This window comes from Roseburia sp. OF03-24 (assembly GCF_003463035.1).
Taxonomy (GTDB): Bacteria; Bacillota; Clostridia; order Lachnospirales; family Lachnospiraceae; genus Roseburia; species Roseburia rectibacter.
The window spans coordinates 1-24,645 of record NZ_QSCK01000031.1; the positions used below are offsets into that span (position 1 = coordinate 1).

Genomic DNA, 24,645 nt, shown 5'->3' on the forward strand with positions numbered 1-24,645 from the left:
AAATCTTTTTTTAATCAGATTCAGACACAAAACACTAAAAATTTACGTCCCTCCAGGTTGTAAAATGAGTTCCCCGACGAAGGGTGGTTCACAACCTTACGGCTGGCAAATCGCATCAAGCCTGGATTCGTTTTGTGACTTTGGGAGAAAATTAGGCAATCTTAGTCTGCCTGTTCGTAACACAGTGTTGTGCCGCCACGGACGGCAGCACAAGTCTTAATGCCCCCGGACGGGGCGTTTAAGACGCACACGTCACTCCGAGAAACATTAAATCAGGCTGACTTAGACTTGCCTTATTTTCGTACAACGGAACAAAACAGTCCCGGCTTGATGCAATTTGCCAATCGAAAACCCCCGGAACCACCCTACACGAGGAAACTCATGTCACCCGCAAACCAGCATTTGTCAGGCAGTTAACGAAACATTTTCACACAGATGATCCCTGCCACGCATGCGATCACTTCCGTCAGCGGAAATGTCCACCAGACTGCGTTAAGTCCCCAAAAATGAAGCACCCATGCCAATGGCACCAGCAAAAACACCTGCCGCAGCACAATGATAAAGATGCTTGCCTGCATACGGGCAATTCCCTGCAGATATGAAGTAATAACAATAGTAAGTCCTGCAAAAATAAAGCTGATCGAGATAACACGCAGCGCATAACTGCCGATGTTTAACAGTGCAGGACTGGTGGAGAAAATTGCTATCAACAGGTGCGGAAAGGCAAAAAAGATCATAGTTGCAACCGTCATAATGCAGCAGGAAACGATGGATGCGAATTTCAAAATATCTTTTGTGCGTGATATTTTACCGGCACCGTAATTGTAGCTGATAAGCGGAAGCAGCACCTGCTGAAATCCAAGCAGCGGAATAAAAAAGAAAGACTGTATCTTATAATAAATGCCAAGCACCGTCACGGCATCTTCGGTAAATCCCTTTAAAATCATATTAAGACCTACAATATAAAGTGTAAAAAGCGACTGCGTCACAATGGAGCCAATGCCATTCTGGTAGATCTGTTTACAGACAGATATCTGAAACCTGCCGCGAAGAGAATATTTCCGTATAACAGCGATCAGTGTAATAAACATGGCTGCCCACTGTCCGATCACGGTTGCGATGGCAGCGCCTGCAATGCCAAGTTCTGGAAAACCGGTAAGTCCGAAAATAAGAAAAAGATCAAGTATGATATTTAACAGGGAACCGGTTATCTGGGCGATCATTGGGATGACCATGTTTCCTCTTGCCTGTAAAATCTTGGTACAGATGGATTCAACAAAAAGCCCGAGAGAACCGATAAAAATAATTTTTGTATAAATAATTCCATCCTTCGCAACCGCAAGGTTATCTGTAGAAATCTGAAAATAAAATTCAGCTAGCATAGTCCCGGCCACAGCGAAAATAAGAAAATGAAAGAGCGTAAGCAAAAGTCCGCTTCTGATGACCTGATGCTGTTCTTTTGATCTTCCCAGTCCGTCTAACCTTGAAATTAAAATATTGACACCGGCACCTGTTCCGGTGGCGAGTGCTACCATTAAAAGCTGGATCGGATATATGATGGATAAAGCAGTCAATCCGACTGCAGAATATTTTGCCACAAAAAAACTGTCCACAATATTGTAGATCGACTGTATCAGCAGTGCCAGCATTACCGGTGGCGATAATTTTAATAAGAGTTTTGGAATTGATGTATGTTCCATATCCATAGGAATGTTCCTCGCATGTCATATATTTCGAGGAACATTCTAAAGCATGGAGTAACTACACGGTCAAGAGAAAAATTATTTTTTTATCAGATGAGCTTTGATCTCACAATAATAATTATGGATATATTTAAAAAGCTGAAAACCGATTTCCTCGGCAAACACGATGTCGGTCGTAAAGCCCTCTGATGAAAGAAAATCAAGCAGTGGCGAAAAGTCAGCAGTCTCATCCTGAATCTGAACGGTAAATACTGCATAATCCCCGGCGGGAAGTGTATAGAGGTGTTCGGGGTTGATAGAAGAGTAATCCCCGTTCGGCAGTTTCATGTATTCCCGGCATTTGAGGAGATCATTTTGTAAAAGACGGTCCGGATCCAGAAAGTATCCGTATTTTCTACGGACAAAATGTGTTTGTTGAAATTCCTGCTTTAAGACCTCCTGCAGATTGGCATGGTAGGAAGAATCCTCGCGTGTCAGGCTTCCGGCGATGACCGTTTCCTGTTCTAGATATCTGACCTGGATTTTATGTGACGGGGTCTGGGCTTTGATATGTTCATTTTCGGAATCATACCAGAGGATATCGTCTGCAACCTGCGCATAATATTCGCTTAAACGTAAGGCTTCTTTGCGGTATTCCATCAGAAGATGAACAACTTTATCGTTATCTTTCGAGGAAATGATCTGTCGTACTTTATCGAGCGGTATGCCAAGATTCCTGCAGGTGGTAATGATATCAAGCTGATACATGTTCCAGCGGGAATAATAATGGTAATGATTGTCAGGGTTGATATAGTCGGGTGTCACGAGACCTGCCTTCGTATAAAAATGTAACGTATCTTTGGAAATACCGGTGATTTTGCTGACCTCACCGATCTGGTAATATTCTTCTTTCAATTTTGTACCTCCATGCTGCATGGTTTGTAAGGAGCATAACAAAATTATGAGGTGTCTGCAAGACGACCTGCGGACTGTGGTTTTTTGTTTAGTTCTACATATAAAAATAGAAAAAATGTATATATACTGTACAAAAGTATCAAAAAAATATTAATAAATTCTAAAGAATGTTAAGAATGTGCTAACAATGTAAAAATAATACGGTTTTCTTTGTTAAAAATTCCTCTTATAATAAATACATAAAGTTGCAGCGGCAAAGAGGGGCAGCGCAGCAAATATATCAACCAATTACAGGAGGGTTTCTTATGAAGAAAAAAGTTTTATCTGCAATCGTATGTGCAGCAATGGTATTTTCCATGACAGCGTGTGGCTTACAGTCACCGAACACAGCGACAGGCAACAGCGGAACAACAAATGCAGCAACATCGGATGCAGGTACATCAGATGCAGAAGCAGCAGACACAACGACAGAAGCAGCATCCACAGGCGATAGCGCAACAGAACCGGTTGGACCGGCAGTGACACTTGTATATGCTGAGGTTAACCCGTTAGAGGGAACCATTGTTGGACAGACAGCTACCGCATTCAAAGACAAAGTAGAAGAGCTTTCCGGCGGAAGCATCACAATCGATATCCAGGCAAACGGTGTATTAGGAGCTGAGTCAGATGTCTTAGATACCATGCTTGGCGGTGGCGGCACGATTGATATGGCTCGTATCTCTGCATTCGCACTGACAAGCTACGGCGGAGAAAAATCCAGCCTTTTATCCGTACCATTCACATTTGTAAACAGAGATCATTTCTGGAATTTCGCAACATCTGATCTGGCACAGGAATTTTTGCTTGAGCCGCATGAGAACGGAAGCGGTATCCGCGGACTGTTCTACGGAGAAGAAGGTTTCCGTCATTTCTTTACCGTGAAACCGATCTCCGGAATGGAAGATCTTGCAGGAATGAAGATCCGTGTATCAAATGACCCGATCATGACAGGTATGGTTGAAGCACTTGGAGCAAACCCGACCGTTGTTGCAATGGGTGAGTTATATTCCGCATTACAGACAGGCGTTGTTGATGCAGCAGAACAGCCGATCGCAAACTATCAGGCAAATGCATTCCCGGAAGTTGCAAACAACATTATCTTAGACGGACATACATTAGGAGCAATCCAGGTAGTCATCACAGATGAAGCATGGGATAAATTAACACCGGAACAGCAGGATGTATTAACAGAGGCTGGTGAGTATGCGTCCCAGTACAACCGTAAGATTTCTGAAGAGACAGAGAATAAGATCTTAGACGAGTTAAAAGCAGATGGATGCAACGTTATTGAAGTAGATGACATCAAACCATGGCAGGATGCTTGTAAAGATGTTATTGAAGAAGCAACAAAAGATAACAAAGAGTTATATCAGCAGATCCTTGATATGGCAAACTAATTAAAAAAATGTGATCGGACACACAGAGTCTGATGTGATGTACCAAAGGAGCACAGAGAGAATACCTGCTCTCTGTGCTCCTTTTCTAAAGAAAAAGGAATTATTTTAAAGGAGGAAGATAGTTTATGCCAAAATTTTTTCAGACCATTGATAAAATAAAACCGGCATATGACATTACATATAAGGTCGTTTTATTCATATGTAAATTATTGCTGACGGCAGATCTTGTGATCACAAGCGTCTGCGTTGTCGGAAGATACGTTCCGTTTGTGCCGGATCCGGCATGGAGCGAGGAAGTCGTTCTGACACTGATGTCCTACATGGCAGTATTGTCCGCAGCACTTGCAATCAGAAGAAATGCACATATCCGTATGACGGCATTTGACCAGTATCTGCCAAAATCCGTGATCCGTGCACTGGATATTTTAGCAGATGTGGCAGTATTAATCCTTGGTGTGGTAATGATTACAGTAGGATTTTCCTATGCAGTCCAGATCGGTGCAAAAGGAAATTATGTAAGTATGCCAAGTGTTTCAAAATTCTGGATGTATTTCCCGATTCCACTTGCAGGAATTGCAATGGTGGTATTTGAGATTGAAGCAGTTTATAACCATATCAAAGGAATTTTTGTAAAGGAGGATAAATAATGAGCGCACAAGGAATTGCAATCGCAGTATTGCTGATCAGCTTTTTAGTAATGATACTCCTTAGATTTCCAATTGCATATGCAGTTGCATTGTCATCACTGCTTTGCTTACTAACACAGGGATTACCGCTTACTACGATCTGTCAGCAGATGGTAAAAGGAATCAGTTCTTTCAGTTTGATGGCAGTACCATTCTTTATCACGATGGGTGTACTGATGGGTACCGGTGGTATTTCAGAAAAACTGATCGCACTTGCCAATGCCTGTGTTGGATGGATGACAGGCGGTATGGCAATGGTAAATATCGTAGCATCTTATTTTTTTGGTGGAATTTCCGGATCTGCATCGGCTGATACCGCTTCCATCGGAAGTATCATGATCCCTATGATGGTAGACCAGGGATATGATGATGATTTTTCTACCGCAGTAACAATTACTTCTTCCTGTGAAGGACTTTTAGTTCCTCCAAGTCACAACATGGTTATCTATGCAATGTCAGCAGGTGGTATTTCCGTAGGAAGCCTTTTCCTTGCTGGTTATCTGCCAGGTGCATTGCTTGCAGTTTCCCTGATGGTAGGTTCTTATATTATTTCTAAGAAGAGACATTATCCGAAGGGAGAAAAATTCAGCTTTAAAGCATTATTAAAACAGATCGGAGTTTCTATCTGGGCTCTCGCAGCCGTTGTTATCGTAGTTGTTGGTGTAGTAGCCGGATGGTTTACTGCAACAGAATCAGCAGCAATCGCTGTATTCTATAGTTTGATCGTCAGTGTGTATATTTATAAAGGCCTCAACTGGAAGGGTGTATGGAAATGTTTAGAGCAGTGCATTGATACGTTATCGATCGTATTGATCCTGATTTCAACTTCCAGTATCTTCGGTTACTGCCTGACCACATTACATGTACCTGATATGGTAGCAAATGCAATCGTAGGATTTTCTACAAACCCGATCGTAATTGCACTGTTGATTGACTTGATTCTTTTATTCCTTGGCTGTATCATGGATATGGCGCCGATCATCCTGATCGCAACACCGATCTTACTGCCGATCGCAACTTCCATCGGTATTGATCCGGTACAGTTCGGTATTATCATGGTATTAAACTGTGGTATTGGTCTTTTGACACCGCCGGTTGGTTCCGTATTATTCATCGGTTCCGCAGTCAGTGGTGTAAAAATGGAACGTGTCGTAAAGGCAACACTTCCATTCTATGTATGTATGATTATTGTATTACTGTTACTCACATTCGTTCCGGAAGTCAGCCTTCTGTTACCGAGAGTATTAGGCGGCTACGGCGGATGAGTTTGAAATGATAGGGGGATTGGCATGACATACCAGTTTAAGAGCGAAGTAACTGCAGGAGACTTCTTTAAATTAACAATGAGCCGGACTTACCGTTCGGTGGCAGGAGTCTGTAACATGGTCTTTACGGTGGCGATGATTTTATTTACAGCAAAATTTTTCAAAAGCTCCGGAGATCTGATGCAGATGCTGATGCTCTTTGGATGTCTGCTGTTTCCTGTGGTTCAGCCGATTGCAATCTACCTGAAAGCGAAAGGTCAGGCAAAAACAATGCCAAAAGATGTGAATCTTTCATTTGATGATGCAGGACTCCATGTGACAGTGGGAAAAGAGAAAGAGAGCATTGGCTGGAGAAAGCTGCGGGTGTCAAAAGAACCTGGCATGATGATCGTTTTTTCTGATGCAAGACATGGATATATGCTTACAAACCGTATTTTAGGAGCACAGAAAGAAGAATTTTATACATTTGCAAAAGAAAAGATCGCAGCAGCTAATTAAAAAATACAGGCTTGCTATAGCAGCGAAGCGGATAAAAAAGCAGGATGGGACAACAGCTTGAAGAAAAGGATAAAATTATGGTGGCAGGAGCTTACCATTCAAAAGAAAATAGCAGTGTTTACCGGGATGGTCTGTCTGACCATCCTGCTTTCCGTTGTTTTTAATGTCTGGGTTGTCCGTTTTTCACTGGTCGATTTTAACGGTATTTTACAGGATAATGCAAAGTGCAGCGAACTGATTCAGGCATTAGAGCAGGAGAGTACGCTGTTTGAAAGTTATATGAGAAATCCGGATGCAGAGAAAAAAGAAGAGTTAGACCGTGCCATGAAACGGACAAAAAATGCTGTTTATGATCTGCCATTTCAGTACCGTAAGGTCGGAGAGCTCCGTTATGCAAAAACATGGTCGATCCGCAGCAGTTATGAAGTTTACTGTACAAAAAGAGATGCGATTCTTTCCATGGAAGACAATGTGACAGATTATGTCAGCAGGCTCTACGAAGTTTATGATATGCAGAAATACTTAGGACAGTATGCCGGGATACTGATGAACTGTACGATCGAGGAGGGGGATATTTCCTATCAGAAAAAAGTACCGACATTAGTCAGCGTGCCGATGGTAGTTATATTTGCCGGACTTTTGCTGTTATTTGGAATTGCGGAAATGGCTTCGTTGATGAAAGAAACGATCATGTCGCCCATTTTTAAGCTGGTGCGTGCATCACAGAAAATCGCAGCAAATGATTTCTTTATAGAGGACGTAAAAGTAGACAATAAAGATGAGCTTGGGGAGTTGGTTCATGCATTCAATAAAATGAAATATGCGACAGGAGAATATATTCAGGCACTGGAAGAAAAACGAAAGACGTTAGATCTCTTACATGAGGAAGAATTGGAAAAACTAGAGACAGAAAAGCGATTGGAGATGACCAAACTCGAACTGTTAAAAAGCCAGATCAACCCGCATTTTCTGTTTAATACATTAAATGTGATCGGTGGAATGGCATGTTTAGAAGAGGCTGCAACGACCGAAAAAATGATCCGTGCATTATCTGCGCTTTTCCGGTATAACCTGAAAAATCAGGAAACGGAAGTGTGTCTGTCGCAGGAATTAAAAATTGTAGAAGATTATATGTATCTGCAGCAGATGCGGTTTGGAGAGCGTATCTCGTATCAGAAGATCTGCCGTGTGGATGCGGATAAAGTCATTGTTCCGGCATTTACGTTTCAGCCGCTTGTGGAAAATGCCATTATTCATGGACTTTCCAAAAAGGAAGAAGGCGGAACCGTGCGGATACATATCTGGCAGCAGGGAGAATTTATATTCATTACGATTGGAGACGATGGACTGGGTATGGATGATGAGCTGCTTATGCATCTGCGCAGAGAACTGGCAAAAGAAGATGGAAAGACTGGAATCGGACTTGGAAATATTTACCGGAGGATACATGCAATGTATCAGGATGGAAATGTGGAAGTTTACAGCAGGAAAGATGCCGGGACTGTCATAAAAATACAGATCAGACATAAGGAAGTGGGAGAAGAAGATGTACCGTGTGTTGGTGGCGGACGATGAACCGATAGAGAGAATGATCGTCGCAAGAACGATAAAAAAATATTTTTCCGGACAGTTAGAAGTTGTGGAAGCAGTAAATGGCAGGGAGGCAGCAAAGTTTTTTACAGAAAAAGACTGTCAGATCGCATTGCTTGACATTGAGATGCCTGGTGTGAATGGTTTAGAGGCAGCAGGGCAGATCCGGGAAAAAAACAGGGACTGCAGCATTATTTTCCTGACAGCATTTGATGAATTTAATTATGCAAAACGCGCAATTTCGGTACATGCCCTGGATTATCTGCTGAAACCGGGAACTGAAGAGGAACTGGTTACAGTGCTAGAGGAAGCGATACGGCTGTTAAATGAGAGAACAGACGGATTGCGGGAAGATAGAAAAGAGATTTTACCGAAAAAACAGGAAAAAAAGAAAGATATCCAGCCGGAAAGCGGCAATATCAGAATGAGTGCTGTGGCAGAAAATATCAGACAGTATATCAGTATGCATTATAAAGAAGATATTTCCCTGCAGAGTGTTGCAGAAGAAATGAATTATTCTGATGCGTATTTCTGTAAGATATTCAAGCAGTGTTTCGATAAGAGTTTTATTGTATATCTGACCGAGTTCCGGATGGAGCAGGCAAAGCAGCTGCTTGCCGATGTCCGTATCAATGTAAAAGATATCAGCACGAATGTCGGATACCGGGATTCGAATTATTTTGCTAAAGTGTTTAAACGTGCCGTGGGAAGCACGCCTACAGAGTACCGGATGGAGGTCTTAAAGCAGATGGAGACGGGAAATGCTGTCGGAGGATTAGGATAAATGAAAAAAAGAGGAATCTTTATTTTGTCTGCGGCGGTGGTTCTTGCAGCAGGATTGTTGTGCCATCATATGCTGGTACAAGAGAGAGAACCGGAATTTGTTTTTTCTTATGCAGAGAACCAGACGGAGGATTATCCGACAACACTGGGGGCGAAAGAGTTTGCAAAGCTGGTAGAAAAGAGAAGTAATGGAAGAATACAGATCTTAGTTCAGGCGGAAGGGGCGCTTGGCACAGAGAGCGATGTGATTGCACAGATACAGTATGGTGGGATCGATTTTGCGCGAGTATCCCTTTCGCAGCTGGCAGAATATATTCCAGAATTAAATGTTTTGCAGATGCCATATCTGTATACAAATTCTGATCATATGTGGAAAGTTCTTGATGGTGAGATCGGAGATGCTTTTCTTGCTGCGACGGATGAAAGTGAACTGGTCGGACTTTCCTGGTATGATGCGGGTGCAAGAAATTTTTATAATTCAAAAAAACCGATCACCTGTCTTGAGGATATGGCAGGCATGCGTATCCGTGTACAGGAATCGGAAGTGATGGTAGATATGGTAGAGGCACTTGGCGCAACGGCACTGCCGATCCCATATGCTGATGTATATTCTGCATTAGAGCGTGGAACGGTGGATGGGGCAGAGAATAACTGGCCTTCCTATGAGGCGATGAATCACTATGAGGTGGCAAAATATTATACGGTTGATGAGCACAACCGGGTGCCGGAAATGCAGATATGTTCGAAAAATACATGGAATAAACTTTCGGAAGATGATCAGAAGATGATCTTAGATTGTGCAAAAGAATCAGCATTGTATGAGAGAAAACTCTGGACGGAACGCGAAGCGGATTCAAAGGAGCTGGCATTGAAACAGGGTGTGGAAGTAGTAGAACTATCTGCGGCAGAAAAAAAGCGTTTTCAGGAAGCTGTCATGGGAGTGTATGAAAAATACTGTGCAGACTATATGGATGTGATCGAACAGATCATTGCACAAAATAATAAGTGAGGATGAACGGATGGATTTTTTACAGGATAAAATAAAAAAGAAACAGTTTTTATGCAATTATAGTGTATTTTTGCTGAATGGAATGTTAGCACTTTCCATCGGCTCACTGCTTCCTTTTATCAGGGATGCAAGAGGACTTGATTATGCATTTTGTGGTCTGATCGTCAGTCTGCATTCTGTCGGAAATCTTGTTTCGAGTTTTGCAGCCGGATTACTGCCGGTTGCCATCGGAAGAAAAAAGAGTATTTTATTTTTTAATGCATTTTTTGCACTTTCCTATCTTTTGATCATTTTTGGAAATCATAACTGGTGCATTGCACTGGCATTTTTCCTGACCGGAGTTGCCAGAGGTGCGACAAGTAATTTCTGCAATACGGCGATCAACAGTCTGGCACCGGGAAAAGCATGGACGATCAATGGACTGCATGCAATGTTTTCTGTCGGAGCTTTTTTGTTCCCGATCCTTCTGACACTGTTTACAGGAAGCGGAGAATCCGGCTGGATCGTGGCATGTTATTTTATGCTTGCAATGGGCGTTTTAAGCTGGATTTTGTATGCGATGATCCCGATGGAAAATGACCGGGTGGAGAAAGAGAAAAAAGGTGGAAACTTTGGGTTCTTTTCGGAACCACTGTTTTATTTATGCGTTGCAACATTATTTTTCTATCTCTGTGCAGAGCAGGGAGTTATCGGATGGATGATCACATATTTTAAAGATACCGGATTCCTGCCGGCATCTTTATCCCAGATGACAGCGAGCGTGTTATGGGTGATGATTTTAGCAGGGCGTCTGACCACAGCGTGGCTTTCCACCAGAATGCAAAAAGAAAAACTGCTGCCAATTATGGGAATCGGACTCGTATGCTTTTTCTTTTTACTTTTATTCAGCCGCAGTACGGTATGGATCGTGATCGGTATTATGGGATTTGGTTACAGCATGGCAGGAATTTATCCGACGACCGTTTCCTTTGCCGGAAATCTCATTGAAAAATATCCAATCGCATGGAGCTTTATTCTGACAACCGCAAGTATCGGTTCCATCGTGATGCCGTCTATCATTGGTAAGATCGCAGAGACAGCAGGTATTTTTTATGGAATGGGTTCGATCGTGGTGGTTGTATTTATTGATATGGTCTGCATCTTAGCACTGGTGCGGTACTTAAAAAAACAAAAATCAGCAAATTCTTAAATCAAAAAGGGGGACTTTTCTATGAAAACCAAAAAAAATCAGATCTGGAACTTTAACAGCGAAATTGAATCAGAAGTTTGTGGAGAAGGCGTAAAGCGTAAAATATTAGCATATGCCGATGAGCTGATGTGTGTGGAAAATCATTTTGAAAAAGGAGCCATTGGTGCGCTGCATCATCATCCGCATACCCAGATCACATATGTGGTGTCAGGTCAGTTTGAATTTACGATCAATGGTGAAAAGAAGATCGTAAATCCGGGAGATGCACTGCTAAAGAGAGATTCGATTGAGCATGGCTGTGTATGTTTAAAAGAGGGAATCCTTTTAGACATCTTTACACCGATGCGGGAAGAGTTTGTGCAGGATAAAGATTGACAATCCGCACACAAAATGATTAAGTACGGTTGCTATGAGTAAGTGAAATAGTAGTCATGGAAATAAAAAGCATATGCAGAATATATCAACGGAAAACGAAGTTATAATAAAGAAATGATTTAAGGTGTATGGAATGTATAAAAAATCATTAGCAGGTGCCGTCTGTAACACAAAAAATTGTGTACAGACGGCACTTTGTGTTATACTCTGAATACGAATGAAATATCTGAATTTTTGAAATGACAGATCATCTAATGTCCGAAAATAAAAGAACAGACTACAGAAAGTGAGAAATAAAGGAATGCAGTACCACGGAGGAGACATATACCGCAATCAGATAAGACTGGATTTTTCGGTGAACACCAACCCGCTTGGAATGCCAGATCCGGTGAAAGAAGCACTTCATCAGGCAGTGGAGGAAGCAGAAAACTACCCGGATATCAGAGCACAGGCACTTAGCGCTGCAGTCGCAGAACAGTTACAGGTGCAAAAAGAACAGCTTGTGTTTGGAAATGGTGCATCAGAACTATTCCATGCCGTTTTACATGCCATAAAACCATCAAAAATACTGATCCCGGTACCTTCTTTTTTGGGATATGAAGAGGCAGCAAAAGCAATAGACTGCGAAGTTATCTTTTATGAGATGAAAAAAGGAGAAAATTTCTGTCTGACCGACCGCATATTGGATGTGTTAGATGAGAATATTTCTCTGGTATTTCTGGCAAATCCCAATAATCCGGTCGGAAATCTCGTTGAACCGGAACTGATTTTTCAAATTGCAGAAAAATGCAGACAGTGTGACACTACGCTGGTGTTAGATGAATGTTTTATGGAACTGACCGGGAAAGAACAGACATATTCTTTTTTTAAACGGCTGGATGAATTTCCAAATGTGGTCGTGATACGTGCATTCACCAAATTATATGCGATACCGGGGGTGCGGCTGGGATATCTGGTCTGTGAGCAGAATTTAGCAGAAAAGATCCGGCTGCAGTTACCGGAGTGGAATCTGTCGGTATTCGCCCAGAGAGCGGGAGTCGCTGCAATAAAAGAGCAGGAATATATTGCGCGTGCGGTAGTATGTATTCAGACGCAGCGGCAGTTTTTGCTTGAAGAATTACAGGCGGCGGGATGCAGTGTGTTTGATTCCGATGCAGACTATCTGTTATTTTACAGTGAAATGCCGCTGTATGAGTTATTTTTACAGCGCGGTATTCTGATCCGTGACTGCAGTAATTTCCGGGGGTTACAGAGAGGTTATTACCGGATCGCGGTAAAATCAGAAGAACAGAACCGGATGTTTGCAGAGGTGTTAAGGGAAATTCATGAAAATGCACAGGCAGCAGAGCGTATTGACCTGATGAAAGAGAAGTCAGAAGAACGAAATGGCAGAGTAAAAGGGCAGGAGTGCATCGGCAAAACCGGAGCAACAGCCCAACTGGTGCACAAAACAGGCGCGGTAGAATTTGTGCTGCCCGGAGATATCGAGGGTCGCAGTTTTGCGATCATCACAAAAGAACTGGCGGAGCGGGGAATTGTGATCCCGGAAGAACAGGAGCCGGTGACCAAACGTGTGATCCATACGAGCGCGGACTTCGGATATGCAGATACACTTACCTTTTCAGAAAATGCGGTTGCAGTTGCAAAGAGCCTGATCCGAAACGGTGCGGATATCGTGACGGATACAAACATGGCATTATCCGGCATCAATAAAAAAGTACTTGAAACATATGGTGGTATGGCACATTGTTTTATGGCAGATGAAGAGGTTGCAAAAGAGGCAAAAGAGCGCAGGGTGACGCGGGCAGTTATTTCCATGGAACATGCGGCAAAACTGGACAAGCCGGTCATTTTTGCTGTGGGAAACGCTCCGACAGCGCTGATACGTTTATATGAACTGATCAGTGATGGAATTTACCGTCCTGCATTTATCATCGGAGTTCCGGTTGGATTCGTCAATGTGGAGGTGGCAAAAGAAATGATCCTGCACACCGATGTGCCGTGTATCGTGAACCGGGGAAGAAAAGGAGGCAGCAATGTGGCTGCTGCGATCTGTAATGCATTGTTATATGAAGTGCGGCGGGAGGATGCAGTGAAAAAGGTGGATTGATAGATTTTCGCCTGATATCACGAAGATTCTTGTAAGAGAAAAAGGAGAACCCCATGCGCTATGGATTTACAACCGGAAGCTGTGCGGCAGCAGCAGCAAAGGCGGCAGCATATATGTTGTTTACCGGAAAAATAAAAAATGAGATAGAGATCGAGACACCAAAAGGAATCCGTTATCATGCTGCGATCACAGACATAAGACGAGGTGAAACAGAAGTAAGCTGTGCAGTAATAAAGGATGGTGGAGACGATCCTGATATTACGACAGGGGCACATATCATGGCAACTGTTTCAAGGATTGACAGTGACATGCAGCAAAAAGGGAAGTCTGCGCATTCACAGAAGATCGTGATCGATGGGGGATACGGTGTCGGGCGTGTCACAAAACCGGGATTAGACCAGCCGGTCGGAAATGCAGCCATCAATCATGTGCCGCGGGAGATGATCGAAAAAGAGGTGCGGGAAGTCTGTGCGCTCACGGATGAATGGGCAGATATTCTGGTTGAAATTTCTGTGCCGGAAGGGGAAGAACTTGCGTCGCAGACATTTAATCCGAGACTTGGCATCACAGGAGGGATCTCGATTCTTGGAACGAGCGGCATTGTGGAGCCGATGAGCAGCAGGGCGCTGCTTGAGACGATCCGTGTGGAATTAAAACAGAAACGTGCTTTAGGAAATTCCATCGTAGCAGTCTCACCGGGAAATTATGGACTTGATTATATGAAACGGACTTACGGCTATGATCTGGATAAAAGCGTGAAATGCAGCAATTTTATCGGAGATACGATTGATATGGCGGTGGAAAATGGATTTAAAGCCATGCTTCTGACCGGGCATATCGGCAAGCTGGTAAAGGTCGCCGGAGGAATCATGAATACACATTCAAGGGAAGGAGACTGCCGGATGGAGCTGATCGCATCATCTGCCCTGTTAGCAGGAGCGGATGCGGATACAGCATGTCAGATCCTTTCCTGCGTGACAACGGAAGAGGCAGTCAATGTATTAAAAAAGGCTGGGATTTGCGAACAGACGATGAAACTTATCATGCAAAAGATCATGTTTTACCTGAATAAAAGAGCAGCAGGGAAGATCGTGGTTGAGTGTGTTTTATATTCGAACGAGCATGGAGGACTTGGAGAAAGTGACGGAGCAGCAGAATTGATCGGGAGACTGAAGGAGGAGAAGCAATGATATATTTTGTAGGTGCCGGCTGTGGAGCAGCAGACCTTATTACAGTGCGTGGAATGCGGCTGTTAGAAAAAGCAGATGTAGTGATCTATGCGGGATCACTGGTAAACCCGGAGTTACTTTCCTATACCGGGGAGGGGTGTGAGGTTTATAACAGTGCAAAAATGACACTGGAGGAAGTCATAGATGTGATGAAAAAGGCACAGGCAGAAGAAAAAATGCTGGTGCGTCTTCATACCGGAGAGCCGAGTCTTTATGGGGCAGTCAGAGAGCAGATGGACTGGCTGGATGAACTGGGGATTCCTTATGAGAGCTGTCCGGGAGTTTCTGCCTGCTTTGGCGCTGCAGCATCCTTACAGATTGAATATACACTGCCGGAGGTTTCACAGAGTCTTATCATTACCCGTATGGCAGGAAAAACAGCGGTACCGGAAAAAGAAAGCATTGAGAGTTTTGCAGCACATCAGGCATCCATGGCGATTTACTTAAGTACCGGAATGTTAGAGGAGCTTTCCAGACGTCTTGTGGCGGGGGGTTATACGGAAGATACTCCGGCAGCGTTAGTGTATAAGGCAAGCTGGCCGGAAGAGGAAGCATATTTATGTACGGTCGAGACATTACCGCAGGTTGCGAAAGAGCATCATATCACAAAAACGGCACTGGTTTTGGTTGGAGATATTCTTGCAAAAGAACGGTGTACACGTTCGAAACTGTATGCACCGGATTTTGAAACAGAATTCCGGAAAAAGAAGGAGTAATACATGCAGATCGATATCATGAGTTTTACCGGGCGCGGGATAAGACTCTCGGAAAAGATACGGGATGAAATTCTTGTTGAGCAGGAAGATTACGAAGTCCACTTGTGTACAAAATATGGAAAATATCAGAATCTGGCAGATGCAGAGAGAAAGATCTGGCAAAAACAGGAACAAAATGCTGCCGGATGGAAAAATCAGGTTTACGTCAAAGAAACAATCTACGACTGGATGCGTGCACGCTTCGAACAGAATAGAAAAGGAAACAAAACAGCGGTCATCTGGATCGGTGCATGTGGAATTGCGGTACGTGCCATGGCACCGTCTTTACGTGATAAACTTACGGATATTCCGGTTCTGGTCGTAGATGAGGCAGGGCAGTTTGTTATCCCGGTTTTATCCGGACATTACGGTGGGGCAAATAATCTTGCAAGACTGATTGCAGATAGGATCGGTGCAGTGCCTGTCATCACGACAGCAACCGATGTCAATCATGCATTTGCGGTGGATGTTTTTGCAAAAGAAAATGGGCTTTTGATACAGAATAAAGCACAGATCGCAGCAGTCTCATCGAAGGTGCTTGATGGAAAAAAGATCGTGATGCTGACAGATGGAAAAATCGAGGGAAATGTACCGGATTCGGTCATTTTATCGGCTATGAAAATATGTGAGGAAGAAAATCTGATAGTGCCGGATGTTATAATATCTGCAAGATATCCGGTAAAAAAACTTCTCCTAAATCAGGTTATGGATGAACAGTTGGAAGTTAAAGCACATACAGAGCCACTCTGGCTGGTTCCACGTTCCATCATCCTTGGTATGGGCTGCAAGAGGGGAAAATCCTGTGAGGAGATTGAGCAGTTTGTATTAGAGACATTAGAACAGGAGCAGATAGCTATACAGGCAGTCAATGCGCTTGCCACAATTGATCTGAAAAAAGAAGAACCGGGTTTTTTGCAATTTGCAGAAAAATACGGGTTGGATTTTCTGGCATATCCGAAAGAGGTTTTAAAAGAAATACCGGGTTTTTTTAGCAGTTCGGAATTTGTTTCACAGACAGTCGGTGTGGACAATGTCTGTGAGCGTGCAGCGCTTGCGGCATGCCAGAAAGAAGAACCAAAGGTATGCTGTGACAGTAGTGAAAATCAGAAAAAAGTGCTATTACGGGGCAGATTACTGCTCAGAAAGAAAGCAAAAGACGGAATGACGCTCGCAATAGCGGAGCGGGAATGGAGTGTAAGATTTGATGAAACATAAAATATATATTGTTGGAATGGGACCAGGTGAGGAGTCTATGATGACGATGCAGGCATACGAGACATTGATGTCCTGTGATACGATCATCGGATATCAGGTTTATTTAAAATTATTAGGAGAGGCATTTGCCGGAAAAGAGCAGTTGTCCACACCGATGAAACAGGAACGTGAGCGCTGCATTCTTTGTTTTGAAAAGGCAGAAGAAGGAAAAAAAGTTGCCTTGATCTGCAGTGGGGATGCCGGAGTTTACGGAATGGCATCTTTGATGTATGAGATCGGGGAAAACTACCCGGACTGTGAACTTTGTGTTGTGCCGGGCGTTACCGCTGCGTTAAGCGGCGCAGCATGTCTTGGTGCACCGTTAAACCATGATTTTTGTGTGATCAGTTTAAGTGATCTTTTAACACCGTGGGAAAAGATAGAAAAACGATTAAGAGCGGCGGCAGACGGGGATTTTGCGATTGCGGTCTATAATCCGTCGAGCAGAAAAAGGGCAGATTATCTGATGCGCGCCTGCGACATTCTGTTAGAGACAGTCGAGGAGACACGTCCGTGCGGGTATGTGGAAAATATCGGAAGAGACGAGTCAAAAATGGAACTGTGCACGTTAAAAGAATTGAGAGAACGTCAGGTAAATATGTTTACAACGGTATTTATCGGCAACTCGGAGACAAAGATCATAGACGGACATCTCGTCACCAAAAGGGGATATCACATATGAAACGCATTTTGATTTTTTCCGGTACGACAGAGGGAAGGCAGTTAGCAGACATTTTAGATGCTTCCGGAATCTGTGCAGATGTCTGTGTAGCCACAGAATATGGGCATGAAGTCATGACCGAAGGAAAGTACCGGAATATTCATACCGGACGGCTTGCGGAAGATGAAATGAAAGAATTTATGCAAAATGGAGACTATACAGCAGTAGTTGATGCAACACATCCTTATGCGGTTCTGGTTTCTTCGAATATCAGGCAGGCGGCAGAACAGGTCAGACTTCCGTATTACCGTTTAAGACGGACATTACAGTCTGCCGGAGAAGAAAACAATGTGATCTATGCAAAGTCGCAGCAGGAATGTGTCCGTGCCCTTGAGCAGACAACCGGAAATATCTTACTTACCACAGGCAGCAAGGAACTGCATTGTTATTGCGAAAATGAGACATTAAAAAAACGTCTGTTTGTCCGTGTCCTTCCGGGAATGGAGAGTATAGAGATCTGTCATCGGAATGGTATTACCGGAAAACAGATTATTGCCATGCAGGGACCATTTTCGGAAGAAATGAATCTGGCACTTTTTCATCAGTATCAGATCGCACATATGGTTACAAAAGAGAGTGGAGCGACAGGCGGATTTTCAGAGAAGATCAGTGCTGCAAAAAAGGCAGGAGTTTCCGTTTATGTGATCAAAAACCCGGAGGCGGAAAACGGAGAACAGAAGGAAAATTTAGAGGAGATTTTAAAAGAGATTGAGCGTCTGACAGGGAAAGAGATCAGAAGAAAAAAGATGCAGGTATCTCTCGTCGGAATCGGTATGGGGAATACAAAACTGATCACGGAGGAAGTGGCAGAGCGCATTAGAAGCGCAGATCTGTTATTCGGGGCAAAAAGGCTGTTGGACGCTGTGCCTGCGCAGTGGAATTTATCTGCCAGACGGCTGCCATATTACCTGGCAAAAGATATTCTTCCATATCTGGAAACATCTGTTCCACAGGCTGTTATTTTGTTTTCCGGTGATACCGGGTTTTACAGCGGGGCAGAAAAAATGGTACAGGCATTGCAGGAAAGATGCGATATGGAAGTATCTGTCTGTCCGGGGATTTCTTCCGTTTCCTATCTGGCTGCTAGAAGCGGTAACAGCTGGCAGGATGCAAAAATCATCAGTCTGCACGGAACAGATCATATGGAACTTCTGATGGAGGCTGTCAGGATGAATCGGAAAGTGTTCGTTATCACATCAGGTGTTTTGGACGTCCGTGAAATTGGAAAGAGACTTTTGGACTGTGGATTAAAAGAAACGGCTGTGACGGTCGGGTATGCACTTTCTTATCCGGATGAACAGATTAAAACCTTATCGCCGGAAGAATGTATACAGCTTGCGGACGAAGGACTCTTTACCTGTCTGATCCAAAATAAAGAAATTCATGAAACAGGAAAAGACGCTGACCGGAAATTCCTGACTCACGGTCTGCCGGATGATGCATTCTGCCGTGATAAGGTTCCGATGACAAAAGAGGAAGTCAGAGAGACCGCTATCTGTAAAATGCGGCTGAAAGAAAATTCAGTCGTCTATGATATCGGAAGCGGGACAGGTTCGATCGCAGTTGAAATGGCAAGGTTATCGAAAAATCTTACGGTCTATGCGATCGAGCGAAAGCCGGAGGCAGCTTCATTGATCGAAAAGAACTGTGAAAAATTTGAACTTTCCAATGTAAAAGTGATTCAAGGGGAGGCACCTTTGGTACTTGCAGATCTTCCGGTTCCGACACATGCTTTTATTGGCGGAAGCAATGGCAGTTTAATGGCTATATTAACGGATTTATACCAGAAAAATCCACGCATGCGTGTGGTGGTGACAGCGATAACATTAGAGACGGTTGGAGCTGTTTCTTCTATATTAAATGAATTTCCGGTAGAACAGGAAGAAATCATTCAGATGTCTGTTGGCAGGGCGAAAAAGGCAGGGCGTTATCATCTGATGCAGGCAGAAAATCCGGTATTTATCCTGTCATTTTATTTTGCAGGAGGAGCGGAGCAATGAAGGCACCAAGAATACTGATCGGTGCAACAGGGAGCGGAAGCGGAAAGACTACGATCACCTGTGCACTGCTTGAAATCTTAAAAAGACAGGGAAAAAAAGTGCAGGCATTTAAGTGTGGACCGGATTATATCGATCCCATGTTCCACCGCACGGTACTTGGAATACCATCGAAAAATCTGGATACTTTTTTTACCGGGGATAAAACGACAGCAGAGTTGTTTATGGCGTCTGTAAAAAATGCAGATATATCGGTGATGGAAGGCGTGATGGGACTGTATGATGGGTTAGGGGGAATCCGGAAAGAAGGATCTGCTTATGATCTGGCAACGGTGACAGATACGCCTGTCATTCTGGTCATTGATGCGCACGGGATGGGGAGAAGTATCCTTCCGCTGATCGCAGGTTTTTTAGCTTATGATACAAATCACCTGATAAAGGGGATTATTTTAAACCGGACATCCGGAGCTTTTTTTGAGACGATCCGGCCGGAGATCGAAAAAAGTTTTCCGGCAGCCGTTCTCGGATATTTTCCCAATCAGAAAGATATTTTGTTAGAAAGCAGACATTTGGGGCTGAAACGTCCGGAAGAAATAGACAGGATGGCTGAAAAACTGTCAAAAACAGCGGATATATTAGAAAAGACGGTTGATATAGAAAGACTTATAGCAATCGCAGAGAGTGCAGAAGAATTGCCGGATGCTGAATTCAGGGCGTTGACAGAGAAAACATCCGAATCAGCAGAAACTGATATGTTGGGAAAAAATAGTTCCAGTAATCAGAAAGCGTGTTCACAGGAAAATGAGAAAAGACCTGTGATCGCGGTGGCACGTGATGAGGCATTCTGTTTTTATTATGAAGATAATTTAAAAACACTAGAAAGAGCTGGAGCTGACATTGTGTTTTTTTCTCCATTGCACGATGATTATGTCCCGAAAGAAGCGGATGCTTTATTGCTTGTAGGTGGTTATCCGGAGCTCTATGCAAAGGAATTATCGCAAAACAAGACGATGCTTGCAGACATAAAAGACAGGGCAGAACGTAAAATGCCGATCGTTGCGGAATGTGGCGGATTTATGTATCTGCACCGGACAATGGAAGATACAGCCCACCATGTTTATGAGATGGCGGGGGTTGTGCCGGGAGACTGCTTTTACACAGGAAAACTTGTCCGCTTTGGATATATCGAACTGACAGAAAAAGAGGCAGATTTTCTGCCGGAAAATGTCAGTATAAAAGGGCATGAATTTCATTATTTCGACAGCACTGCAAACGGTGATGGCTGTGTGGCATTAAAACCGGTAAGCGGGAAAAAATATGATTGCATTTTTGATAAAAAAACGATTTTTGTGGGATTTCCACATCTTTATTATCCGTCTGCGCCGCAGTTTGCAGAAAATTTTGTGAAAAAAGCGAAAAACTATAAATTACAGAAGTCCTCATCCGGCAGCGTAACCGGTTCATAATGCGATTATTGTTATACATGTGAAAGCAGTCATAGGAAAATGAAAGAAAAAGAGAGGGATTTAACCGTGAAAGATACAGAAAAAACAGGTATTCTCTATGGCGTTGGTGTCGGTCCGGGTGATCCGGAGCTTGTCACATTAAAAGCTGTGCGGATTGTCAGGGAGTGCGATACAGTGATACTTCCTGCAAAAAGCAAAGAGGATTGTATTGCCTATGGGATCATGAAAGAGGCATGCAGGGAGATCGCAGAAAAAGAACTTATATGTATGCCGTTTCCAATGACAAAGGATGAGAACAGGCTTGCCACGGCACATGAACAGATTTATCTTACAATAAAAAAACTGTTAGATGAGGGCAGAAAAGCAGCCTTTTTGACAATCGGAGATCCGACTGTTTATTCTACCTACCAATATATCCATAAACGTGTGGCAAAGGTTGGTTATGAGGCGCATATCATAAACGGAGTTCCATCTTTTTGTGCAGCGGCAGGGGCGCTTGGAATATCGTTAGCGGATAACAAAGAAGAAATCCATGTGATACCGGCTTCCTACGATATAGAAAAAACGACAGAACTTTCAGGAACCAGAATATATATGAAGTCCGGAAAAAAATTAGGGGAATTAAAGCAGATGCTGCAAAAACAGAAAAAAGGCGGTCAGATGGAAGTGTATTCGGTGGAAAACTGTGGTATGATGAATGAAAAAGTAACCAGAGAGATCGGACAGTTAGACGATACATCAGGTTATCTTACCATTGTGATCGTAAAGGAGCATTAAAATTGGAAAATTCCTATCGTTATTTTGAAAACAGAGCGTGCAGATATTATCCATGCCATGAAGTAGAAAATGATGAGATGAACTGTCTGTTCTGTTTTTGTCCTCTGTATGAGAGAGAGCACTGTCCGGGGAAACCGGAATATATTAACAGTAAAGGCAGAATCATCAAATCCTGTATGAACTGTACATTTCCACACAAAGCGGAAAATTATGAGATCATCATGCAGTTCTTAAAAAAGAAAGCAGAGACGGAAAGATAAGTGACAGAAGAAAAATTTATTCATACAAACCTGAAAAATGAACTGACATATAATTTCCTTATGGATATCATAAAGCAGTATCATTATGAAAAAAAGGATATGGAAATGCTAGAGACGGTTGCTGACAGACTGCGCGAATGTCTTGCCGGAGAGGAAGGATTTTACTGCATGGGCAGGAACAGGTGTGAGCAGATACTCAGTCTACACAGGGAAGAAAACTATGCTATCGGAATATTTACGCTTGGGGGCAGGGTCGATGAGCTTCAAAACCGCTATAGCAGCACAGATTGCCTAAGAGAAGCATATGCAGTGGAGACGATCTGCTGGGAGCTTTTGCGAAAAGGTTATGATCTGTTTCAGAGATGGGCAGAGGCACATTTGAAACAGAGGCTTAGTTCTTATCACTTTTTTGGTACGGAAGAAGAACTTTCTTTTGAAAAAATGGCAAAGCTCCTGTCTGGAATGAAACAAAAAAGGGTTATCTGCAATCAGGCATACTGCATGGAGCCGAAAAAAAGTGCAGTATTTTTAGTGGAACTTTCTGGTGGAAAAGAAAAATGCAGCGAAAAACATACAGGAATCTGTGCCTCCTGCAGCAACAAAGAATGTATCTATCGAAAGTAAAAAGATTGTTTTTTATAAAAAACAGATGAAAAATGTAGTTGAAAATTTGGCAATTATCTCAAAAAACATCCGAAAAAACGGGTGTTTTTTTGTTTACCTGGTCAGTTCTACTTTATTCGAACATAGTTTCGAATGGATGAATGGCTGATAAAAAATGTGGCACATATCAAAATTTTGAGTAAAATTCGCAAATTTTTTTTCGGAAAAGTATGTATAAAAAATTTGACTTTTGGATATAACCTAAGTATGATATGTGCCTGTATCAAATGACGGCTTTCGTCATGTTGACATATATGTATCATTCTTGAGGAAAGGAGCAAAATGAGAAAAAGAATATTGGGCGCGGCAGTGCTGTTTTGTTTTATCGTCAGTCTGACTGCAGCATCCAACATGAAAAAAGACGCAGCGGTCAGAGAAGTTCCGGTAATGGAGGGGCTTGCAGCAGGATCGATACGTTTTGCACATTCATTTACGCCAGAATCAGATGAAAAAACAGGAATCGAAAAAAAAGAAACTATGATAGTAACATCTGCATATGATGATGATCTGATGCAGGAAAAAATAAGAACCACAAAAGAGATACAGACAGAAGAAACTGCACAGGTAAGTCAGGTAGTGCAGGAAACGGCGATAGAGCAGGAAACGGCGATAGAGCAGGAAACGGCGATAGAGCAGGAAACACACGAAAACCGCTGGAACATTACTTTAACGCCGGAAGAAACGGAACTGCTTGCGAGGATCGTCTGGTTAGAATCACAGGGCGAACCGGTAGAGGGGCAGCAGGCGGTTGTGGAAGTTGTGTTTAACCGTATGAGAAGTGAAGTGTATCCGGATACACTTTATGAAGTTTTAAGCCAGAAAAATCCGGTACAGTTCTGTTCTTTTAAAAACAGGAACAGAGCGAATCCGACACAGAAGGAATATGAATCCATTAAACAGGTACTGGATGGAAAAACAAGATTATTAAGAGATGATACAATGTATTTTTCTACATTTCCTTTGACGGAACATGTGGAAGTCAAAATTGGTGGGCATTATTTTTGCTATTAGAACATCAAAAAGAGAACTGAGCAGTCTAAAAATTTCTGGGCTGTGAGGTTCTTTTTTTGATATTAGAAATTGACTTCCTATTCTGAAAAAATTATACTGATTCATAGTGCTTCAATATCTGCGGAGCAGGTACCATATCATGATAATATAATTTGAAAATAGAAATGGAGTTTCTATGGAAGAGACGAGAAAAGACGAAATTGAGCTTAGTCTTCGTAAAAAATATCATAAGACAATATTTTCACGTTTTGCAAGGGCAATCAATCATTATCAGTTAGTGGAGAATGGCGATCATGTCGCAGTCTTCATGGAACAGGGTAGAAATGAACTGATCCTTGCAAAATGTTTTCAGGAGATAAAACGTCACAGAAAGATTGATTTTGAAGTGGATTTTTTTGGACTTTGCAGGGAGGATGACGGAAAAATCGTATCAATTGCAGAGGAGACCGGTATTCCGGTGCGAAAGATCAGATCTTATGGAGAGATAAAAGAAGCTGGCTGTAACAAGGTGGCGGTGGCAGACTGTTATGAGGATGTGATAGAGACGATCCTTGCGGGGGTACTGTATAAAGGTGAGATCAGTACCCTGATGCCAAAAGAAAAAGGGTGTGGAGATCGTTTAGAGTTGATCCGCCCGTTTTATCTGGTGCATAAGCAGGATCTATCAGAATGGAACGAAGAATTTGGAATGATGCCGGAAATGACAGAGATCTTTTTGGATCAGCAGAAAGAAATAAAACATCTGCTGGAAGAATTTGGAAGTATCAATCCCGGAATTGCTGCAAATATTTTTAAAAGTGTGGAAAATGTAAATTTGAATACTGTGATCGCATATCGTACAGATACGGAGCTTCATAGTTTTTTAAAAGATTACAAATAGGACTTTAGACACAGTTTATTTTCGTTTTCTATTTAAAACAGGGAAGAAAACTGTTATAATAAATAGACAGGTTTCATAAAATCAGAGCAGTACG

General features: G+C 42.7%; 23 protein-coding genes. 21 read left to right on the plus strand and 2 right to left on the minus strand.

The features are described 5' to 3' along the window. Positions 1-413: 413 nt before the first annotated feature. Both DXA60_RS14570 and DXA60_RS14575 read right to left on the minus strand, forming a co-directional pair. A complete protein-coding gene (locus tag DXA60_RS14570; protein ID WP_117922089.1) occupies positions 414-1,706 on the minus strand; it encodes an MATE family efflux transporter in 1,293 nt (430 codons plus the stop codon). A 75-nt stretch (positions 1,707-1,781) separates the two neighbouring features. Then, entirely contained in the window at positions 1,782-2,597 is an 816-nt protein-coding gene (locus DXA60_RS14575) for a MerR family transcriptional regulator (RefSeq protein WP_117922090.1), read from the minus strand. 305 nt (positions 2,598-2,902) lie between these two features. Between DXA60_RS14575 and DXA60_RS14580 the strand changes: the two genes are divergently transcribed. The 21 genes from DXA60_RS14580 (at position 2,903) to DXA60_RS14680 (ending at position 24,551) form a co-directional block, all read left to right on the plus strand. Continuing rightward, positions 2,903-4,033 (plus strand): TRAP transporter substrate-binding protein, encoded by a 1,131-nt coding sequence (locus DXA60_RS14580; protein WP_117922091.1) that lies wholly within the window; start codon positions 2,903-2,905, stop codon positions 4,031-4,033. A 125-nt stretch (positions 4,034-4,158) separates the two neighbouring features. After that, positions 4,159-4,680 (plus strand): TRAP transporter small permease, encoded by a 522-nt coding sequence (locus DXA60_RS14585; RefSeq protein ID WP_117922092.1) that lies wholly within the window; start codon positions 4,159-4,161, stop codon positions 4,678-4,680. Continuing rightward, on the plus strand, positions 4,680-5,984 hold the full coding sequence (locus tag DXA60_RS14590) for a TRAP transporter large permease (RefSeq protein ID WP_117922093.1): 1,305 nt from the start codon (positions 4,680-4,682) through the stop codon (positions 5,982-5,984). The genes DXA60_RS14585 and DXA60_RS14590 overlap by 1 nt, the downstream gene beginning before the upstream one ends. 24 nt (positions 5,985-6,008) lie before the next feature. Further along, entirely contained in the window at positions 6,009-6,482 is a 474-nt protein-coding gene (locus tag DXA60_RS14595) for a YcxB family protein (RefSeq protein WP_117922094.1), read from the plus strand. Between the two features lie 57 nt (positions 6,483-6,539). After that, positions 6,540-8,057, plus strand: a complete 1,518-nt coding sequence (locus DXA60_RS14600; RefSeq protein ID WP_243006907.1) for a sensor histidine kinase — start codon at positions 6,540-6,542, stop codon at positions 8,055-8,057. Beyond that, entirely contained in the window at positions 8,029-8,856 is an 828-nt protein-coding gene (locus DXA60_RS14605) for a response regulator transcription factor (protein WP_117922096.1), read from the plus strand. The genes DXA60_RS14600 and DXA60_RS14605 overlap by 29 nt, the downstream gene beginning before the upstream one ends. Then, the gene (locus DXA60_RS14610) at positions 8,857-9,864 is read left to right on the plus strand and encodes a TRAP transporter substrate-binding protein (RefSeq protein ID WP_117922097.1); all 1,008 of its coding nucleotides are present in this window, start codon (positions 8,857-8,859) and stop codon (positions 9,862-9,864) included. 10 nt (positions 9,865-9,874) lie between these two features. Continuing rightward, entirely contained in the window at positions 9,875-11,053 is a 1,179-nt protein-coding gene (locus DXA60_RS14615; protein ID WP_207724057.1) for an MFS transporter, read from the plus strand. A 21-nt stretch (positions 11,054-11,074) separates the two neighbouring features. Beyond that, positions 11,075-11,428: a cupin domain-containing protein gene (locus DXA60_RS14620; protein WP_117922098.1), complete on the plus strand. Its 354-nt coding sequence runs from the start codon at positions 11,075-11,077 to the stop codon at positions 11,426-11,428. A 301-nt stretch (positions 11,429-11,729) separates the two neighbouring features. Further along, positions 11,730-13,538 carry a precorrin-8X methylmutase gene (locus tag DXA60_RS19600; RefSeq protein WP_117922099.1) on the plus strand — a complete coding sequence of 603 codons (1,809 nt, stop codon included), beginning with the start codon at positions 11,730-11,732 and terminating at the stop codon, positions 13,536-13,538. A gap of 53 nt (positions 13,539-13,591) precedes the next feature. Next, the gene (gene cbiD, locus DXA60_RS14630; protein ID WP_117922100.1) at positions 13,592-14,728 is read left to right on the plus strand and encodes a cobalt-precorrin-5B (C(1))-methyltransferase CbiD; all 1,137 of its coding nucleotides are present in this window, start codon (positions 13,592-13,594) and stop codon (positions 14,726-14,728) included. Further along, the gene (cobM, locus tag DXA60_RS14635) at positions 14,725-15,483 is read left to right on the plus strand and encodes a precorrin-4 C(11)-methyltransferase (protein WP_117922101.1); all 759 of its coding nucleotides are present in this window, start codon (positions 14,725-14,727) and stop codon (positions 15,481-15,483) included. Before cbiD ends, cobM begins: the two co-directional genes overlap by 4 nt. 3 nt (positions 15,484-15,486) lie before the next feature. Continuing rightward, entirely contained in the window at positions 15,487-16,737 is a 1,251-nt protein-coding gene (locus DXA60_RS14640; protein ID WP_117922102.1) for a cobalt-precorrin 5A hydrolase, read from the plus strand. Continuing rightward, the gene (gene cobJ / locus DXA60_RS14645) at positions 16,727-17,458 is read left to right on the plus strand and encodes a precorrin-3B C(17)-methyltransferase (RefSeq protein WP_117922103.1); all 732 of its coding nucleotides are present in this window, start codon (positions 16,727-16,729) and stop codon (positions 17,456-17,458) included. The genes DXA60_RS14640 and cobJ overlap by 11 nt, the downstream gene beginning before the upstream one ends. Next, the gene (gene cobK / locus DXA60_RS14650; protein ID WP_117922104.1) at positions 17,455-19,497 is read left to right on the plus strand and encodes a precorrin-6A reductase; all 2,043 of its coding nucleotides are present in this window, start codon (positions 17,455-17,457) and stop codon (positions 19,495-19,497) included. Before cobJ ends, cobK begins: the two co-directional genes overlap by 4 nt. Beyond that, positions 19,494-20,960, plus strand: a complete 1,467-nt coding sequence (locus DXA60_RS14655; RefSeq protein WP_117922105.1) for a cobyrinate a,c-diamide synthase — start codon at positions 19,494-19,496, stop codon at positions 20,958-20,960. The genes cobK and DXA60_RS14655 overlap by 4 nt, the downstream gene beginning before the upstream one ends. 39 nt (positions 20,961-20,999) lie before the next feature. After that, a complete protein-coding gene (gene cobI / locus DXA60_RS14660; protein ID WP_243006908.1) occupies positions 21,000-21,737 on the plus strand; it encodes a precorrin-2 C(20)-methyltransferase in 738 nt (245 codons plus the stop codon). A 2-nt stretch (positions 21,738-21,739) separates the two neighbouring features. Beyond that, the gene (locus DXA60_RS14665) at positions 21,740-21,997 is read left to right on the plus strand and encodes a cysteine-rich small domain-containing protein (RefSeq protein ID WP_117922106.1); all 258 of its coding nucleotides are present in this window, start codon (positions 21,740-21,742) and stop codon (positions 21,995-21,997) included. Next, complete coding sequence (locus tag DXA60_RS14670; protein WP_117922107.1) at positions 21,998-22,621, plus strand: hypothetical protein; 624 nt, start codon at positions 21,998-22,000, stop codon at positions 22,619-22,621. A gap of 321 nt (positions 22,622-22,942) precedes the next feature. After that, complete coding sequence (locus DXA60_RS14675) at positions 22,943-23,671, plus strand: cell wall hydrolase (protein ID WP_117922108.1); 729 nt, start codon at positions 22,943-22,945, stop codon at positions 23,669-23,671. 175 nt (positions 23,672-23,846) lie between these two features. Beyond that, on the plus strand, positions 23,847-24,551 hold the full coding sequence (locus DXA60_RS14680) for an ATPase (RefSeq protein WP_117922109.1): 705 nt from the start codon (positions 23,847-23,849) through the stop codon (positions 24,549-24,551). Positions 24,552-24,645: the final 94 nt, after the last annotated feature.